This is a genomic window from Dyadobacter sp. LHD-138, from assembly GCF_030929615.1.
Classification (GTDB): domain Bacteria; phylum Bacteroidota; class Bacteroidia; order Cytophagales; family Spirosomataceae; genus Dyadobacter.
In genome coordinates, this window is record NZ_JAVFVU010000027.1 from 131,481 (window position 1) to 150,932 (window position 19,452).

The window sequence follows — 19,452 nt, forward strand, 5'->3', positions numbered from 1 at the left end:
TGGATTAAAGGTTTAACAATCGTTTAGGCAAATGATGTCAGGACTGATCCATATAGCCGGGGCCGTCGCAAGCGTTCCCGGCTTTTTTTAATAGCCCTGGTGAATAAATGTTCTCAACTTGAATTTACCAATGGTAGCATAGCTTCATAAGACTTCTAAGATTAATTTTCTTCGATTAGTGGACAGGCTTTACAACAATAGTTCCGTTATCTATAACAAATTGGACTTCTCCGGTGAGTTCTAACATTTTGAGAACATCTGAAATGTTGTTTTTACGGGAAATCGCCCCGGTAAATGCTTTTTTATCGGTATTTCCTTCGTACCTCACCTGAACGTTATACCAGCGGGCGATCTGTCTCATGATCTCCTGGACATTTCCATTAAATTCAAATCTTCCTTCTTTCCAGGCAACTACACCCTGTGTATCGACGGTTTTGATAAGTATTGCGGATTTATTTGCTCCATGGGAAACGCGTGCCTGCTCACCGGGCAACAGGACTTTCTTCACATTTCCCTGTTTGATTTCCACCGCTCCCTCCACCAGCGTGGTTTTTATGGACGGCTCATCAGCGTAGGAAGAAATATTAAAATGTGTACCAAGGACCGTCACTTCCATATTCCCACCGTCCACTTTTTTATCCGATAACTGAACAGTAAAGGGCATCTGCTTATTGCGTTGTATTTCAAAATACACCTCTCCGCTCATGGCTACAGTCCTTTTGTCGCCTGTGAAGGCTGTCGGGAATCGGATGCTCGAACCGGCATTTAGCCAAGCCTTAGAGCCGTCTGGCAATATCACCTTATACTGTCCGCCAAGTGGTGTGCTCAGCGTATTGTAACCGACTGAATATGATTTTTTATCAGAAATAATCTCCCCTTCTGAAATATTGATTTTGACGCCAGAATTTTGAGGTACCTTGCTGTCCACACCGTTCCCCAGTTCTACGATCGTACCATCCCAAAGGGCAAGTTGAGCCCTGTCATTACCAGGGGGTAGATCCTTCCCGACAAAATTCTGCAACGGAAGAGTTTGCGGATGGGAGGGAATCAAGGAATATCCACCTAGCACCGCAATGCCTGAAATCACGGCCGCAGCCAACCAATATCTCCAGTTATTAACGACATGGTATCTTTCTGAACGGGGCTGATCGGAGCTCTCGGCTACATTATTATCCACCTCCTCGTTTCGGGTGGTTTGGAAAATTGACGTCAGAATATCATTAGAAACCTCTTGGGCCAACGTATTATCTTTCGAATCATCCGTGATCAAGTTGGATATCAAATCTTTAATTTGCTCCTGGTAATGATCATTTTCCAGAAAATTCATCAATTCGACCCTTTCGGAGTCGGATGCTTTTTTCTGGTAATACAGTTTAAACAAATGTTCGAGGCGTTTATCCCACATATAGATTGCTGAGGCTGACTTTTAATAAAGACGCGTACAAACTTCGTTTGGGGGACACAGGACTCAAATTTATTTTAACAAAAAAATGCACAGCCATGATAGCTGTATATCCAGACGAGAAAGACTATAAGCCCGAATATGTCGCAGGGCTCTTGTAAGATGTGTTTTTACTGTTTCAGAGGAAATATGTAGCGTTTTTGCAATCTCTTCCCTCTTCATCTCATGTTCCTTGCTGAGTAAATAGACCTGCCTTTGCTGGTGGGGGAGTCGGTTTATGGCCTCCTCCAGAACTTGCGCAAATTCATTTTCCATTACGGAACTAAGGGTATTATTGTCTGACACAGGCGTGCTGTATGCAAGAACCTCTGAAAGCTGCTTTTGCCGAACAGCAGATCTGAAAGCAGAGTACACCTCATTGCGAGTCATAATGAACAAGTAATTTTCAAAATCGACGATATCGGCAAGTTTCTTACGTCTTAACCATAATTTTAGAAAAATGTCCTGTACAGCATCCTCCGCCTGGGATGTTGATTCAGTCAGTCTCAGAGTAACCGAGTATATTTTGTCCTTATAGATATCAAACAGACGAGCGAAAGCCTGTTCATCACCTTCTGATATCCGTACAAGCAACTTTTCTAATCCCTGCAGATTCATCATTTTCTAAATTACCATTGTCAGTTTCACGCTTGCGTATCCGAAAATTTAGTATTACAATACTAGTGAGAGTTAAATGCTGCAAACATAACTAATTAGTATTTTGTTTTCAAATTTTTGCACTTTATACACGTTGATTGTATTATAAATAGGATATTCCTGGAGTAATTTTAATTTTTGTGGATGTCACTACGAAAAATATTTTCAGAAGTGCTTGATTTCAAGAAAGTGATGCGGAAGCTACATGCAATTTTAGGTCACTTCTTGGTTGAAATTAGTATCTTCCTACGGGTTTTACTGTTTTTTTGATCTTTCATCTTGCATCAAGACTTACAAACATGTGTCGTTTTTGGGAGCCACCTCAATTTTTATAATGAGGCCAATCAATCAAGCCTTAGCCGGGATATTAATATTTTGAAAGAAGATATAACTAAGTTCCTAAGCGAAAACTATAATGAATTCAGTTTGTATCCAGGTTTAATATTTAATGAAAGTGCGGAAAGAATGTAGGCCGTGATCGAAGTTACGGTAGTAATTGTGATAGTTCACATTTCGGAGTTCATTCATGTATTCGGAAGTCGCTGATTATATACATGTTGTATAGGATAAATAAACGCGATACTTCAACTCACAGATAAGAAATACTAGAGCAAAACTAAACTGAGGATTAAACGGAAAATCGTGAGGTGTTGAGACTCCATCGCTATTTTTATCAATAGTCGGGAAAAAAGCACTGATAAAATTGCTGCATCATTGTTCTTCAATGGGTGAAAAAGATTGCATCAAAATATTACTATTTCGGACATCGATGTAAACAAGTTTGTTTCAAAGCCGTTGATGAATGAAAGTAAACTTATCAAAAGTTTTCGATCGTTTTTATCTGGTTAGGGGAAAAGAAAGGAATTTGGGTTTCGGTATCGGTTTGGTCTTTTTTTAAAATTTAGTAGCACTCATCTTGGACATGTTACAGTAGAGTGGCGAGCCTGATTGCAGCTAAAGAATTGGACGGTTTTAAATACATTACAAAAATTAAGAAATCTATTTGATTTGAATAATTTCATTAGATACCGGAGATAAGTTGCAAGGCTCTTTAGGACATTGTAGATATCTAAGTTTTCGCTGTGGAAATATTGCAATAAAATATAAATTTCATATTTTTGGATTAGAGACATGATGTTCAAAACACAACATATCAGGTCAAAGTATTCGGTTACCCAGTTGGCGAAATGTTGAAAATGAATGAATAAAGGCGCTTTTTCGGTAGAAAAAATAATCCCAGCGGGATCACTCCAAACAGTATCAAAAGACATTAAACTCCTGCAAATAAAAAGATTGCAGGAGTTTTGTTTTTGGAAAACACCTCAAATTGTTCAATAATTCTCAAAAAAAAGGTGAGTGATTCGGTGAGTAAATTCCAGCACTCTCAAACTCATCGAAATTGACTCAGCCAATTGTATTACAGCTTGTTCTGTAAATGAACATCTTGTGCTGTCGAATTTGCAAGACTAACTTTGTTTAACCTTTTAACTAAAAAAGTTATGAAGACAAATTTCAGTCTGCTTTTCTATTTGAAAAAGCAAAAGAACTATGAAGATGAATGAGTACTTAAAAGAAATTGCGACGCTTTGTGACATCAATAAATCGATAACCTGCCATGTTGCCCGGCATACCTTTGCCACAACCGTTACCCTACAGAACGGGGTTCCAATTGAAAAGGTATCAAAGATGCTTGGGCATACCAATATCCGAACTACGCGGATCTATGCAAAGATTTTGGCTATTAAGGTGAGCCATGATATGCAACTATTGAAAGGTAAATTGTCTCCGAAAATAGCGATTATTGTATAAGTCGTTGTTGAAATTTGAAAATTATATCAAGAAGTAATGTGCGGAGATTCGGGACATTATCTGTTAATGTGATATGCCTTTCTGCTTGCAGGAGGGTATATTGCGCAAAGACTTCGCACCCTTTTTTGATAATCAAGCATGTTTGAAGCAAAATTTTGCATTTTTTTTTGGAAGGGTGGTCATTGCTTCGGAAAGAGTCTGTAGTTCAAGGCTATCTTCTTTATTTTTTTGAATATTTTAAGGCAAATTGTGTTTGGCTTACGAAAGATAGATTCAGCTCGATAGTTGGAAATGAAGTCTTAACGGAATGACTTCGCTTATGAGGATTAATTGTTCCAAGAGAGCGAAATGCCTTATGTGCGGACATTGTTGAACGCAGATCTTTCCGTCCAAAAAGCTACTATGACGCTCTGCACCTAAACCCGAAAACGACCAAAATAATAGAAAAGAGCGGAGGGACTTACCTGATAGGTCTGAAATAAAACCAACAAGAGTTACTGAAAGAAATGCTTGCTTTATCTAAAAACATCAAATCAATCAAGGCCTTTTCGCCCCTTGCCCACCCAGAAAGCTCATGGAAGGATTAACCCAAGGAGCTACAAAAGCTACAATATTAAATTTGCTTGTTTCGATCAAAGATGGGATTATTCTAATTTTCAAGACATTCGTTTACTTAGACAGAATGAGTTACGAATGCACCACTAAAAAGGAAAGCAAGGAAATCTCCAACTTGAAAACGACCCATCAAAATAAGAACGAACTTTTTGATGCCACAAGAAACCATCGCTTCGGCCGATCGAAAATCGAAACTAATAATTATGTCCACGTCGTAACACTGCGAGAAGATAAATTAAGAACAAGTAAAACCCATGTGTCAAAGGCAATATATTAATGTAAAAAAATGATAGTGAACTAATTGTAGGTGTGTAGTTTGGGGATATAAAGCTCCGGTTACAATTATTCTCCGACGATTTTGAGGTTTTGATCAAATGATTGGCAAAAATTAAATTTTTATAAGAAAGCCGTGCTGAGTACTAGCATGTTATTGGTTATGAGGTAGTAGACGATATTGTTGAACTATTCCGCCAATTTTTTTTATTATTTACAGTATAGGGGAAAGTCTTGTAACCTTGTCTGTATTAAGTACCGAGGTTTCGGCATAGTTTAATATAGCAAGATGACAGACATTTATCTGGATAGTTTAGAGAATAAGCGATTCCGCCAGGATTCACCGAAGCCTGGCGTACTACATGTCGAAACTGTACCCACCGATGATGAGTGGCTGTTACACAGTACCTTTCAGGAAGATCCGGAAAAAGGATGTGCGCTTCTGTTCAGAAGATATTATGTGAATCTTTGTAATCATGCGATTCGCTTCGTTCATTCAAAGGAAATTGCTGAAGATATTGTTTCTGAAATTTTTGCCAGTTTCTGGCAGAACAGAGTTTTTGAGCAAATTACAACGTCTTACCGTGCTTACCTCTACAAGTCTATCAGATACCGGTCTTATAATTACCTTAAATGGCAATTGAACAGAACCAGATCCTTAGAGTCGGAGGACCTTGGTGTGATTTCGGAAACGCTGAGTCCAGAGGAATTACTTCAGTTCAGTGAGCTTCACCAGCGTGTAGAAATGATTATTCAGCAACTTCCTCCCCAATGCCGACGGGCCTATCTTTTAAAAACAGTAGATGGTAAAAAGTACGATGAGATAGCCAGCGAATTACAAATTGGTTCGAAAGCAGTAGAAGCCCTTGTGAGCAGGGCATTGGCCCGTCTCCGGAAGGAGCTTAGGGATGACTGGTTTTTGGGCGGGATCCTTTTGTGTTACATACAACTTTAAGTAATCCGCAAAATTGGACTTTCCTTTTAGCGGTTAATGTGAAATTCAAGTCTATGGAAAACCCGGTGACGAAACGTTTACTGTTCGATTTTTTCTCAGAAAAAACGACCGTTATACAGCGGAAATTAATTGAGGAATGGTTGTCATCTCCTGAAAATCAGGAGATGTATTATCAATATCTGGATGAATGGGAAAGTAAGAATTTGCAGTTCTTTCCTGATTCGGACAAGGCCATGCAGCATTATATGAGCCAAATGACTGGTGGAAATACCGAAAGATCGGTATCTAAATCGGAGATAAAATTGCAAAAAAAATCCAGGCTTGACAGATGGTGTTATACCCTGATAGCGGCCAGTGTTTTCATAGCAGCATTTGTCACCTTCAAGAAGGAATTGATGTGGAAATCATTGAAGTCTGGCACAGGAAGCAGTAGTGCATATGTGTTAACGGATGGGACAAGAGTACTTCTAAATGCAAATTCAACACTCTGGATACCTCGGTTTGGCTTTGGCTCGGAATCCAGGGAAGTGGAGCTGGAGGGAGAAGCCGATTTTGATGTAAAACATACGAGATCCAATAACCGGTTTGTTGTGAATATGGGAGATCGTTACCGAATTGAAGTTCTGGGGACACAATTTGTCGCTTATTCAAGAGCGAGGGGGAAACGGGTATTTCTGTCCAGAGGACAAGTAAAGGTTCAACTTCCGGAAGGTAAACAGGTTTATATGAAGCCCGGGAATTTGTTCGCTTCAGGGCCTAACTGCACCTTTGATGTCACCGTTCCTGACCAACCTCAGAAGTACACGGCATGGAAGGAGCAATTGTTTTATTTTGATAATACAACGCTTTCGGATGTTAGCCGGGAAATGAGAGAGCGGTTCGATATCGATGTACGTGTATCGGATACCGTTTTGATGGAGCGTCGTATTGGGGGGATTTACCGGGCCGAACACCCGGACGACCTGCTTCTGATTTTGTCAGATCTTCTTAAGGTTGAGGTTATTCAAAATCAAGATCATATTGAATTGCGTTCACAAACCAAACAATAATTATGATACAATCACTACATCGAAAAGCAGGGTTATTGCTGGTGTCCCTGTTGCTGCAACAGCAAATTGGCCTGTCTCAGAACATTGCTTATCTCCGCCCTGTGAATGCGGAGAGATCCGTGCCCGAGCAACTGGTTAACGCTATGAAATTAAAGGATGTGTTGGTCGACCTGGGCCATAAATACCAGGTAAGCATTGTGTTTGAGGAGTCGACGGTAAAGGAGATCTTCGTAAAAAACAGCATCACCGCTACGGATAAGCTCGAACGAAAGCTTGATTTGCTCTTGGAACCCCATGGCCTTGCATATCGGAAAACGGGTAAAAGAACCTATGTGATCGTGAAGAAGGAGACTGAAAAAATATCAGAAATTAGCTCGATACATAGAACGGATGTTTTACAGATGCTACGAACCGCTACTGTAGCCGGCAATAATCCTGAAGTAGAAACACTTTCTGACGAATCGGTAGCAGAACGAATAACGGGAAAGGTGTCTGATGAAAAAGGGGCAGGCTTACCGGGAGTAAGCATCGTAATTAAAGGAACTACACGGGGCACGACCACAGACACAGAAGGTAAATTTAGTCTGGAAATGCTGGATGATAACGCAACACTGGTATTCTCTTTTGTGGGATATGCCACACAGGAAGTGATTGCAGGTAACCGAAGAAATATTGATGTCAAACTTCTGGATGACGAAAATCCGCTTAGCGAAGTTGTTGTGGTAGGTTATTCCACGATCAAGAAGGAGTCGCTGACCGGTGCCGTAGCCGCCATCAAAGGAAAAGACCTCATTAAACGCACTACGTCCAATGTACAGCAGGCGTTGCAAGGACAAATTCCGGGTTTAACCGTTCTGGATCAGGGCGCAGGGCCAGGTAAATCCAATATGGTTTTGCGCATTAGAGGGATCACCACGCTGGGAGCCAATGAACCGCTGGTGATCGTGGATGGGATTGAGCAAAGGCTCAGTGATATTAACCCGCTGGATATTGAATCTGTTTCCGTATTAAAAGATGCATCCTCTACGGCAATTTATGGGTCTCGTGCTGCAAACGGTGTAATTTTACTCACAACGAAAAGAGCCGTTTCGGGGAAAATGTCGATTAGCTACAATGGCTATTACGCCCTGCAAAAAACCAACAATAATCCGGTGCACATGGGCTTGGGAGATTATCTCCAGCTTCAAAAAGTGGCCTGGACGAATTCGACGGGGACACCTGGTATTTTTACGGATGATTACATTAAGGAATATGTAAACGCCACGGATCGTCTCAAGTATCCATTGCCCAATACCTGGTATGATGAAGTGTTACGCACAGCACCCCAAATGAATCATTCGCTATCCGTCAGCGGAGGCAATGAAAATATCAAAGCACTGCTGAGCGTACGTTATCAGAATCAACAGGGGATTATTCTCGCCAATTCTGATTCGAAACTTAGTGAAATTCGTCTGAATACGGATTATCGCCTGTCTTCCCGATTGAAATTCACTACCGATGTCAATTACAGGTCCAACAACATCATTGCTCCAATCAATGAGAATGATGTGTTCAATAAAATGCTGCAGACCTCTCAATGGACGGTACCGCGCTATCCGGATGGAACGTACGGTATCAGCTCTGACGGCCACAACCCGCTTTTATCAGCCGAAAAAGCGGGTACTGCTAAAACACTGGATGAGTATTTGCTGGGCAATTTTAAGGGAGAACTGCAAATACTAAAGGGGCTTACTTTTACCACGCAGATCGGTGCGCGGATTAACCTGACCACGGGAAAGAATTATGCCAATAAGTATGAAGTCCGGGACTATTACAATGCTTCGGTTGTACGGAAAAATGTACCGATCAACAGTCTGACAGAAACGAGAAATGACGTCAGGGAATATACTTTTAATCATTTGCTCAATTATTCCACGAACATTGGCAAACATGCGATACATGCCTTGTTAGGTTATTCTCAGATTGAAAACAAGGGACGCTTTATTAGTGCATACCGTCAGGGATTTTACAGCAATGATGTGGAATCTATTGGCTCAGGAACAAATGACGCTACCAAAAGCAATAGCGGAAGTGAATATACCTGGGGCCTAAGATCTTATTTTGGCCGTGTAAATTATACTTTCAAAGACAAATATTTGTTTGAAGCGAATGGACGTTACGACGGCTCTTCCCGTTTTTTGGAAAACAACCGGTACAGCTTCTTCCCTTCAGTGTCGGCTGGCTGGCGAATTTCCGAGGAAAAATTTTGGGGTGGGCTTAATCACTATGTTGGGGAGTTGAAACTAAGAGGGTCATGGGGTAAAACGGGTAATCAGGCAGTGGATTTGTATAGTGGTTTGGCTACATTGAGTTCAAGTGTCTATTCATTTTCCGGATTACCGGCCCAGACTTTCCAGCAAACACGGATTGCCAATCAGAACCTGACCTGGGAAACGACCACACAGTCTAACGTTGGTTTGGATGCCGCTTTTCTGAATAACCGGCTTACGTTAAGTTTGGATTATTACAATAAAACCACTGACGGAATTCTGCTGACGTTACCGGTTCCGGGTACCCTGGGTTTACTTCCGGCTCCTCAAAACGCCGGCGCAGTGACCAACAAAGGTTGGGAGTTTGCAGTGAGCACAAGAAATAAATTCGGCGGGGTCGGGATGGATGCCAACTTTAATTTCAACGTCAATAACAACAATGTCGGCAACCTGGCAGGAACCGGACCATATATTACCGGGGGCAACGAAACCCGTTACATCACCGCAGAAGGTTATGCTATCAATTCTTTCTGGGGTTATAAAACCGATGGTTTATTCCAGACTCCGCAGGAAATACTGGATTATCCCACCATGCGGACCGGCGTAATGCCGGGTGATGTTAAGTTTGTTGATTTGAACAATGACGGCAAAATTACCCCGGCCGATATGACCTATCTTGGACGGAGTTTCCCTAAGTTTACTTTCGGGTCCAGTCTGAACTTCTCCTACAAGGCATTTTCGTTGAATATGCTGTTTCAGGGAGCCGCTGGAGCCAAAGCCCGAGTGGGTGGTGCAATCATTGAAATGGGTATTTGGGGAGGTTTTACGCATGAACTGATAGCGGGCAATTACTGGACTCCCGAAAACCGGGATGCACGTTTTTCGCGACCGCTTAAGTACGACCTCAGGAATTTTGTCATGTCAGACCGTGATCTGATGAACGGCTCTTATTTACGTTTGAAAAATATCCAGCTGGTGTATCAGTTACCGGGTTCTCTGACTCAGAAAGTGGGCATAAAAAGAGCCAGTGTGTACATTGCCACCACCAATCTGCTCACTTTTTCGGCACTGAATGAATGGAATGTCGATCCGGAAACAATTCCTGGAGGACGCACCGAGCAGTATCCCCAGACCGCCGTTTCCACAGTAGGACTTAACATTCAGCTTTAATCTTCATGTTTACTCAAAAGCAGAATCCAATGAGAAATTATAAAACCATATCATTCATTTTTGCAGCAACGTTCTTTTTCTACGGCTGTAACTCCGACCTGCTCAAAACCATTCCCAATGACCGGGTTTCGTCAGAAATTTTCTGGAAAACAGAAAACGATGCTGTGCTGGCTTCAAATGCGGTTTATACCTATCTTGAATCAGCGGCCAATTTTACGAATTGGGATGCCATGTCGGATATTGGCCATGTAACCCTGGGCTGGCGGGAAGAATCTGTTATTGAAAAAGGAAGTTATGACGCAACCTATGGGAAAATCCTCAATGAGTGGAATGATGCCTACAAAGGCATTCAGGCAGCCAACGCATTTTTGGCGAATGTGGATAAAATTTCCGTTGCCGACAAAGTGAAAATGGATCGCCTGAAAGGTGAAGTAAGAACGCTCCGTGCTTATTTTTATACAAAACTTGCGATGTTATACGGAGACGTCCCGCTGGTGATCACCAATATGACGGTAGAAGAAAGCAGAATGCTTACCCGTACCCCCGTTGCGCAGGTCTGGGATTTTATTTCCAAGGAATATACCGAATCGGCAGCATTGTTGCCAACCAGCCAGACCGACAAAGGCAGGGTCACCAAAGGAACAGCCCTGGCACTCAATGCCCGTGCGTTACTCTATGCAGGCCGTTTTAAGGAGGCCGCGGTAGCTGCCAAGCAGGTGATGGATCTGAATGTTTACAATCTGTATCCCTCTTATGAAAATCTTTTCAGTTATGCGGCCGAAAATAATGTGGAAGTCATTTTTGACAAGCAGTCGATCAAAGACATCCAATCCAACAATATTTTTAGCCTTACTACACCCAACAGTGTTTTTCCTCAGGTAAATAGTTTTGTTCCTACAAAACTAGCTGTGGATGCTTTTCAAACCACTACCGGAAAGGACATCGCAGATCCTGCCAGTGGTTTTGATCCTAAAAACCCCTATGTAAACAGAGATCCGCGGCTTCGATTTTCTATATATGTGTTGGGTTCGGAGTTGCCCAATGGGAAAATATATAATTCCAGACCAGACAGCGGTACAGGAGATGCGATTGGCAATTCAGAAAATTCTACAAGCACGGGTTTCAATACACGGAAGTATCTCAACAAAGAGGATTTGTTACAACCCAATAACGGTGGCATCAACATCATTTTGATGCGGTATGCAGAAATATTATTGATTTATGCAGAAGCTAAAATTGAAGCCAATGAATTGGATCAAAGTGTCTTGGATGCGATCAATAAGATAAGGAATCGTCCGGATGTGAAAATGCCGCCAGTAGCTGTGTTAGGTTCACAGGAGGAGCTAAGAAAAATAGTCAGGAATGAGCGTTTGGTAGAGCTAGCATTTGAAGGTCTGCGTTATTTTGATATCCGCCGCTGGAAAATTGCAGAAACCGTAGTGCCCGGCGTTTTATATGGTATGACCTATACCGATGCGAAGGGAGAGCTGAAAACAATTTCTATCGAGGCATTTGTAAAAGTCTTTAATAAAAACCGCGATTATTTGTGGCCTATCCCTCAACGGGAAAGAGAACTTAATCCTAATTTAACTCAGAATCCTAACTGGTAAGCGGTACGCAGGATGATTTTGTACATTTTCAGCATGATGAATACGTGCATCTGATAGGTCTGTGTGTTGCATGAATGGTTAAATCCAATTTTAAGTCCGAAGGCTTAATCAATAAACATTTCTTTTCTGTAAGGAAGAATCCTTCGGGATACTGTTTTATAGATTCCAATATTTTACGTTATCATTATGTTAAAATCGCTGCCTTATTTAGCCCTTTTCTTGTGTTTGAACCTGGGATATTTTTTCTACGGCTCATCCGAAAACAAGATTAATTTGGTTCCCGCAGAAGTGCACTTCCGTATCGTACAGGATTTGCGTGCAGAGACAATCAGTGTTTTTCGGGGAGACGAAGAAAAGCCTGTTCTGGTTCAGAATGCAAAGGCTCATTTTCGGCCCTATCTACATCCGATCGTCCCCCCGGACGGCAAAGGAGTGCTTACGGAATACAGCCCCGGGCACCATAAACACCAGACCGGTATTTACTGGGGTTATACCCGGGTGAACGGGCGCGACTACTTTCATCATCCGGAGGGAGATTACTGGAAAAGGGTGTCGGCAACCGTGGTTGAAAGTAAAGGAGCAGTGGTGAAATGGCAGACGGTCTATGACCTTTTGGACTCCACCGGAAAGGCCGTTTTGCAGGAAACACAAAATTGGTCCATGCGACAGAAGGATGGAAAGTATTTGCTGGATCTGGAATGGAACGGAGAGGCGCAAACGGATGTAACGATTGGGAAATACGATTATGGTGGACTATTTGTCCGTATGCCATGGAAAGCGGGGATTAAAGGAGAGGTGGTAAATGCAGCACGGCAGCATAATGAAAAGGCTGAGGGGCAGGCCGCGATGTGGGTAGATATTGGTATGCAGGTAGATGGCCGTAATGATCTGGCGCATATTGCTATTTTTGATCATCCCGAAAACAAGAGCTATCCCCAAACCTGGCGTGTGGACGGCCAGTTGGGAGCCGGACCTGCCCGTGCCCGAAAAGGGGATTGGTATATCAAAAAGGGAGAAACCGAAGTAATTAAGCATGAACTTGTCGTGTATACCGGCGAACTCAACGATTTGGAGTTAAACAAAACTTTTGGCGAGTTTATAGGGAATGATGGTACATACAACACGGCGGCACTTTGGGCAATTGCGCAAAAGGAGGGTAGGGAAGCCAAATTTCTCAGCGCTCAGGAGGCCGTAGCCGCAATGACCGTGAAAGACGGTTATAAAGTAAATGCCTGGGCCTCCGAACCGATGATGACGCAACCGATGGCGTTTTGCTGGGATGATCGAGGAAGGATGTGGATCGCGGAAAACAGAGATTACGAATCCAGAGGTAAAGGTTTTTCGAATGCCGGTGACAGCCGTATACTGATCCTGGAAGACACTGATCACGATGGCGTAGCCGATAGCCGGAAGGTTTTTATGGAGGGCATTGCCTTTCCTTCAGCGATTGCGGTTGGTTTTGATGGCGTGTTTATAGGTGCTCCACCCAATTTGCTTTTTGTTCCTGATCGAAACAAGGACGACAAAGCGGATATGGAGGATATTGAAGTGCGGTTAACAGGATGGGGTATTCGTGATCGTCATGAAACTTTGAACAGTTTTCACTGGGGACCGGACGGTTGGCTGTACGGTTTGCAGGGTTTTGCAACCCCTTCAAAAGTGGGTAAACCGAAAGGAAAGGGGAAACTTTACGGGCATAAGGATCCGTTTCCGGAAGATATTTTCCAGGGTGAAGGAACGGACATCAATGGCGGGGTGTGGCGTTATCATCCTACCAAAGATAAATTTGAAGTGGTGGCCCACGGTTTCAGTAATCCATGGGGTGTTGATTATGACGCTAAGGGACAGTTGTTTATCACGGCCTGTGTGATTCCACATCTCTGGCATGTAGTACCAGGCGGTATTTATCATCGACAAGGCGGTCAGCATTTTAATCCATATGTTTACAATGACATCAAGACCATTGGCAACCATAGCCATCGCTCTGCACATGGAGGGGCACGGATTTATCTTTCGGATGCCTTTCCTGAAACGGAGCAGGGTAAAATATTTATGGCCAATATTCATGAGCATGGCATTTTGTCAGACGTTCTGGAGCCGAAAGGTTCTGGTTTTGTGGGCAAGCACGGTGACGATTTTATGATGGCCAATAATGCACAATGGGTTGGTTTCAGCATGGAGATAGGTCCGGAAGGCGGACTTTATGTGCTGGACTGGCATGATGCGGATATCTGTGGATCGGATGTGCTAAATTCAGAAACCGGGCGGATTTTCAGGATTATGCCAAAAGTCACGCAGGCAAAAGATTGGGAAGGCAGGTATGCCGATCTGGATAAAATGAGTGATGAAAAGCTGGCGGATCTGCAAATAAGCAAGAGTGAATGGCATGCCAGACGCGCAAGTATTATATTACAAAACAGGGCGACAAAAGGGAAATTAAGCCAGCAGGCACATGAGCGTCTGGTCAATATTTACCGTACTAATCGTGATGCTGATTACCGTCTTCGTGCCATGTGGGCATTGCAGGTAACCAATGGCTTGGATGAAAAAGGACTTTTAGAGGCGCTTGCTGATAAGGATGCGTATATACGTGCCTGGGCGATCCAGTTTTTATGTGAAAACGAAGCCGTGTCACCCTTTACCGTGGCTCAGTTTGAGAAGATGGGGAAAGACGATTCTTCACCGGTAGTAAGACTCTATTTAGCCTCTGCTTTGCAACGGATCAAACCGGAGCAAAGGTGGAAATTGGCGGAAGCTTTGGTAGACCACGCGGAAGATATCGAAGATCATAATTTACCGAAAATGATTTGGTATGGCATTGAGCCGCTCATGAAGAGCAATCCGGCGAAAGGGCTGGAACTTGCAGCGAAAAGTAAAATTCCTATGGTAACCAATTTTATTGCGCGCCGTGCAGTGGACGCAGATGCGATCGGAATACTGATTGCCGCCATTGGGAAAGGTTCGGCCAACCAAATTGATATGTTAGAAGGAATGCGGGATGGTTTGGATGGGCGTTCCGACATTAAGACACCAGACAACTGGCAGCCTGTTTATACCCGCCTGAAAAATGCTAAGGGAAAAACCGGGCAACTTTCAGTGGAGCTTGCACAGCATTTTGGTGATACAGAAGCAGCGAAAACCTATTTAACCACGCTGAAAAATACCAAGGCTCCAACCGCACAGAGACAACTGGCGCTGCAATCACTAGCTGCCCGCCAACGCCCGGAACTCGCTAAGGAATTACCAGGATTGCTGGATTCGCCTGCACTTCGTTTTGACGCAATACGGGCGATAGCGAGCTATGATCAGGAGTCTTTGGGTAAATTGTTACTTGAAAAATATGCAGGCTTTAATCAAAAGGAAAAAGCGGAGGCAATTCAGACCTTGTCCTCCAGACCGAAGTATGGCTGGTTGCTGACGCAGGCATTAGCGAAAAAAACGATTTCCAAAAACGACGTCCCTACGTATGTTGCCCGTCAGCTGCGGCGTGTGGTAGGAAGCGGTTTCGTGGAAGTGTGGGGGCCTATCGATCATGTAGCCTTCGATGAAAAAGCCTATAATAAATACAAAACATTGCTTACCGACAAGGCCGTGTCGGCGGCTAACCCTTCAAATGGGAAGCTGATTTTTACTAATACCTGTGGTCCATGTCATAAGATGTATGAGGCAGGCGGGATCATCGGGCCCGATCTGACCGGTTCCAACCGGGGGAATCTGGATTATTTGCTGGGTAATATACTGGATCCTAGTGGCGAAATTCAGGATGATTATAAAATGGTGGTGGTTACCACACGTGACGGTCGCACCTATGTGGGCAACGTAGCCAAAGAAACAGAACGACAGCTTACGTTGCGGATCGTGGGACAGGATGCGGTTTTATTAAATAAATCCGACATCCAGACCAGAGAAGTAACCCCGACATCCATGATGCCTTCCGGATTACTGGAGGCTTTGTCGGAGAAGGAAATTACGGATCTAGTGTCATTTTTACGAACGACGAAACCGTTGACGGGTAAAAAGTAGGTGGTTGAAAAAATAGGGACGGGACTTATGTTTTAAAGCGGTTCAGTTGGCCAGCCCTAAAAATGGCGATACAGATTTAAGATTTGATGGGAGTGTAAAATGAACTGTGTTGTAATAGCCAACACTAGATCTGACAGTTGAGTTTTTTTAGGGATTACTCAAAAAATGAATTTGAGAAGGGGCCGCGAGATTCTCAGCCCCTTTTTCATTTCCGTCGGTTTGGCTATTCCTGGCGAGTTGCTCTCCAGACCGTAAACAAGGCTGTGCTTGCTTTTTATGGACAAGGAACGTAAATTCATAGTTCCTAATAAGCAAAATGACAGTGCTCTTATCTGGTGATATTTCCCGATCTCCAGACTTGTTTCGGAAAGTGTGGTTTACTTATTGGTGAATGCGACTTCCAGCATATCCCGCTTGACAGCATAACTCTATTCCCTTTCCGGGCTTATTAGTTTTTTTACCAAAAATATATTATGATGAAAAGTCTGGATGTACCCAATCCGAATGCTGCAGGTATTGATATTGGTACCGAGATGATCTTTATATCTGTCTCCGGATTGCCAGTAAGGAAGTTTTCCACATTTACGGAAAACTTAATTGAAGCCTGTGTCTATTTGAAGGAAAACAAGGTCACCACAGTGGCAATGGAATCGACTGGGGTTTACTGGATTCCCTTATATGATTTGATTGAAAAGAGTAACATAGAAATATTTGTAGTAAACGGAGCGCATGTCAAAAATGTTCCGGGCAGAAAATCAGATGTGCAGGATTGCCAATGGATACAACAATTGCACAGCTACGGATTACTTCAATCGTCATTTGTCCCCGACAACACGATAAGAAAACTTCGAACCTACATTAGACTACGTGACGACCATATCGAGATGGCTTCTGCCCACAAACTTCACCTACAGAAAGCCTTTAACCTCATGAACGTTAAAATACACAATGTAATAAGCGACATTACTGGAACATCCGGTATGAATATCATCAGGGCAATTGTCCAGGGGGAAAGAGATGCCAACAGTCTTGTGTCGCTTTGCAACCAGCAGATTTTAAACAAAAAGAAAGATCAGGTAATTTCCTCTTTACAAGGAAATTATGAAGAAGAATATGTTTTTTCATTAAGGCAGGCCATGACTTGCTTGGATTTTTATCTTGTTCAAATAAACGAATGTGATAAAGAGATAGAAAAACTATTGCATAAAACGACCCAAGAAAAATCAACACCTACAGACATCAAACCTCCTAAAGTAATAAAAAATCATAAACCTAACATAGCCGGTCTACACGTCTTGATGATGAAATTAACCGATGGGAAAGACGCTTCCCAAATTCCTGGCTTGACTGATCAGACTTTAATGAAAATAGTTTCGGAAGTTGGATTGGATATTAGTAGTTGGCCTACCGTAAAACAATTCACCTCATGGCTGGGGCTGGCACCAAACAAACATCAGTCAGGCAAAAGCAGTAAAAAAATAAGGAAACGGTTTAAAAACAGAGCCGGACAAATTTTGGGGAGCCGCCAGAAGCCTGGCCAATAGCAAGTTTAACGCATTCGGCGGATTCTATCGGCGAATTAAGTCAAGGAGTGGCCCCATGGTGGCAAATGTTGCGACTGCCAGAAAGATAGCTGTTCTATTTTACAATATCATTAAAAATGGAACAGAGTATGTGGAAGTAGGGTTGGAAAAATATGAAGAGAGCTACAAAATTAGAAAAGTTGCAATGCTCAAAAAAATGGCTCGTCAATTAGGGATGGAGATTGTACCACAATAAGGATTAGGGTGTAGGCTTCCCATAATTAGGACGTTGGAATTTTAGACTAAAGTATGGTTTTCAACAGTTAATTCTTTTTCTTTCATTGCCTCCTCTTCTAGCAAGATACCCTTTTGATTTGGTGTAAGTCCTTTCATTGATCGATGAGGATGTTTGCTATTGTAAGTGTCCATCCATTGATCAGATAAAATTCTCAGTTGCTCTAACGTGTCAAATAAATATGCAGGGAGTGTAATCTGAACTCTGTCTGGCCATCTAAGTTGATTCAAATTTAATTTTTCTTTTCGATTTCAAAAGCTTTTTTGCTTGTTATTGAGTTTGTCAAGGGCGGCTGAGGCACGAAGCCGTTTATATACCCTTGATAAATTCAATAACGGGCTATTTTTGCGTTTTATATTGGGAAGCAAAATTAAAGGTCCATTCTCATTCTATCACCAAATTTGATACGCAGCTGTTGAGCGGTAAGTGCCCAATTTTGCAAAGGTGAAGTCCATTTCCGACTTATATTTTCCACAGCCAGGTAGATCAATTTGAGTAAAGCCATGTCGTTGGGGAAAGCGCCCTTTGTTTTTGTTATTTTACGGACTTGACGGTGAAAGCCTTCAACTGCATTGGTGGTATAAATAAGTCGTCTAATTTGCTCATCATAAGCAAAATAAGTGGATAGTTTATGCCAGTTGTTCTGCCAGGATTTGATCACAACCGGATATTTAAGACCCCATTTATCATTGAGTTTATCCAACTCCAATTCTGCTTTATCTTTTGTAGATGCCTGATACACAGTTTTTAAGTCCTGCATGAAGGTTTTCTGATCTTTGGAAGCCACATATTTAAGTGAATTCCGGATCTGCGGGGTCGCCCTTTAGATTAGCACAATAAATATTAACTTTCTTTTGTCCAAGTAAAAATCTGGAAGTATGAGGGTGAACTATGGGGCCGCCTATTAATTAGAATTAACGCCGGAATTAGTCCTTCACACTTTTGTATTGAACAGGTGCCATTTAGAATGTTAAGCAACCGGCTTATTAAAGGGATTAGCATTTCAATACATTCGGATTGTAACTCAAACTTAACAACTATACCATGGAAAAGGAATGGTTTATCGGTATTGATGTCTCTAAGGCCACTTTAGATTTTGCACTTTGCCACCTCAATAATCCTTCTCAGTTTATTTATCATCAGTTTGAAAATAGCACGGTTGGATTTAAGAAAATGATGACTTGGTTATTAAAAAACGGTGTGAATACCACCAATGGCTTTTTTTGCATGGAGCATACAGGACATTATACCTTGGCTTTATGTTGTTTTTTACAGGATCAGGAGTTCGCCTTTACGTTGGTAAGCCCGTTGCATCTGAAAAAATCACTGGGGATAACAAGAGGTAAAAACGATAAATTAGACGCAAAAAGAATTGCTCAATTTAATTGCTTGCATCATAGAACACTAAAGCCAATACAGTTACCTTCCACGTGCTTACTTAAATTAAAAAACCTAATGGCCTTTCGTGAAAGGCTTGTAAAAACAAATGTGGGTCTAAAAAATGCAATTAAGGATTTGAAAAACCTAGGGGAGTTGATCGATAACACCTTCATTGTCAATCAATCTGAGCAACATCAGAAGCTAATCGAAAGGCAGATAAATGACACAGACAAACAAATAGAAGTGACTTTAAAAGAAGATGATCAAATAAAAAAACACTTTGACTTGGTCAATTCCGTGGTTGGTATAGGCCTTATCACAGCAGTGGCTTTTATAATCTATACACAGAATTTTACCGCTTTTAATAACAGCCGACAGTTTGCATGTTATGCGGGAGTGGCTC

At 42.3% G+C, this 19,452-nt stretch carries 11 protein-coding genes and 2 pseudogenes; 9 read left to right on the forward strand and 4 right to left on the reverse strand.

The genetic code is table 11. The annotated features are described in order from the left end of the window. Positions 1-175: 175 nt before the first annotated feature. Positions 176-1,381, reverse strand: coding sequence for a FecR domain-containing protein (locus RB622_RS19530; protein ID WP_308048296.1), 1,206 nt, complete (start codon positions 1,379-1,381; stop codon positions 176-178). Between the two features lie 93 nt (positions 1,382-1,474). Continuing rightward, positions 1,475-2,062 carry an RNA polymerase sigma-70 factor gene (locus tag RB622_RS19535; protein ID WP_308048297.1) on the reverse strand — a complete coding sequence of 196 codons (588 nt, stop codon included), beginning with the start codon at positions 2,060-2,062 and terminating at the stop codon, positions 1,475-1,477. A 1,587-nt stretch (positions 2,063-3,649) separates the two neighbouring features. Here RB622_RS19535 and RB622_RS19540 point away from each other — a divergent pair. The 8 genes and pseudogenes from RB622_RS19540 to RB622_RS19575 form a co-directional block, all read left to right on the forward strand. Beyond that, positions 3,650-3,907 (forward strand): annotated as a pseudogene (locus RB622_RS19540) (tyrosine-type recombinase/integrase); the annotation flags it as partial. A gap of 1,177 nt (positions 3,908-5,084) precedes the next feature. Next, positions 5,085-5,750 (forward strand): RNA polymerase sigma-70 factor, encoded by a 666-nt coding sequence (locus tag RB622_RS19545; protein ID WP_308048298.1) that lies wholly within the window; start codon positions 5,085-5,087, stop codon positions 5,748-5,750. A 53-nt stretch (positions 5,751-5,803) separates the two neighbouring features. Then, positions 5,804-6,799, forward strand: a complete 996-nt coding sequence (locus RB622_RS19550; protein WP_308048300.1) for a FecR domain-containing protein — start codon at positions 5,804-5,806, stop codon at positions 6,797-6,799. A 2-nt stretch (positions 6,800-6,801) separates the two neighbouring features. Next, positions 6,802-10,218 carry a SusC/RagA family TonB-linked outer membrane protein gene (locus RB622_RS19555; protein ID WP_308048301.1) on the forward strand — a complete coding sequence of 1,139 codons (3,417 nt, stop codon included), beginning with the start codon at positions 6,802-6,804 and terminating at the stop codon, positions 10,216-10,218. Positions 10,219-10,247: 29 nt separating this feature from the next. Continuing rightward, positions 10,248-11,828 carry a RagB/SusD family nutrient uptake outer membrane protein gene (locus RB622_RS19560; protein WP_308048302.1) on the forward strand — a complete coding sequence of 527 codons (1,581 nt, stop codon included), beginning with the start codon at positions 10,248-10,250 and terminating at the stop codon, positions 11,826-11,828. A 186-nt stretch (positions 11,829-12,014) separates the two neighbouring features. Beyond that, positions 12,015-15,851, forward strand: a complete 3,837-nt coding sequence (locus tag RB622_RS19565; RefSeq protein ID WP_308048303.1) for a PVC-type heme-binding CxxCH protein — start codon at positions 12,015-12,017, stop codon at positions 15,849-15,851. Between the two features lie 473 nt (positions 15,852-16,324). Further along, positions 16,325-17,395, forward strand: coding sequence for an IS110 family transposase (locus RB622_RS19570; RefSeq protein WP_308048304.1), 1,071 nt, complete (start codon positions 16,325-16,327; stop codon positions 17,393-17,395). A 55-nt stretch (positions 17,396-17,450) separates the two neighbouring features. Then, the gene (locus RB622_RS19575; protein ID WP_308048305.1) at positions 17,451-17,630 is read left to right on the forward strand and encodes a hypothetical protein; all 180 of its coding nucleotides are present in this window, start codon (positions 17,451-17,453) and stop codon (positions 17,628-17,630) included. A 41-nt stretch (positions 17,631-17,671) separates the two neighbouring features. Here the strand turns inward: RB622_RS19575 and RB622_RS19580 are convergent, their stop codons facing one another. Next, on the reverse strand, positions 17,672-17,899 hold the full coding sequence (locus tag RB622_RS19580; RefSeq protein ID WP_308048306.1) for an integrase core domain-containing protein: 228 nt from the start codon (positions 17,897-17,899) through the stop codon (positions 17,672-17,674). 140 nt (positions 17,900-18,039) lie between these two features. Further along, positions 18,040-18,480: pseudogene (locus RB622_RS19585) on the reverse strand (transposase); the annotation flags it as partial. A gap of 233 nt (positions 18,481-18,713) precedes the next feature. On the opposite strand from RB622_RS19585, the gene RB622_RS19590 reads away from it, so the two are divergent. Further along, positions 18,714-19,452 (forward strand): transposase (locus RB622_RS19590; protein ID WP_308048307.1); only part of this gene is annotated, 739 nt, incomplete at its 3' end.

Bases quoted from the DNA above. Each gene is read 5' to 3' on its own strand.
- RB622_RS19535 (WP_308048297.1), bottom strand. From the start codon at position 2,062: ATGATGAATCTGCAGGGATTAGAAAAGTTGCTTGTACGGATATCAGAA.
- RB622_RS19545 (WP_308048298.1), top strand. From the start codon at position 5,085: ATGACAGACATTTATCTGGATAGTTTAGAGAATAAGCGATTCCGCCAG.
- RB622_RS19550 (WP_308048300.1), top strand. From the start codon at position 5,804: ATGGAAAACCCGGTGACGAAACGTTTACTGTTCGATTTTTTCTCAGAA.
- RB622_RS19555 (WP_308048301.1), top strand. From the start codon at position 6,802: ATGATACAATCACTACATCGAAAAGCAGGGTTATTGCTGGTGTCCCTG.
- RB622_RS19560 (WP_308048302.1), top strand. From the start codon at position 10,248: ATGAGAAATTATAAAACCATATCATTCATTTTTGCAGCAACGTTCTTT.
- RB622_RS19565 (WP_308048303.1), top strand. From the start codon at position 12,015: ATGTTAAAATCGCTGCCTTATTTAGCCCTTTTCTTGTGTTTGAACCTG.
- RB622_RS19570 (WP_308048304.1), top strand. From the start codon at position 16,325: ATGATGAAAAGTCTGGATGTACCCAATCCGAATGCTGCAGGTATTGAT.
- RB622_RS19575 (WP_308048305.1), top strand. From the start codon at position 17,451: ATGGTGGCAAATGTTGCGACTGCCAGAAAGATAGCTGTTCTATTTTAC.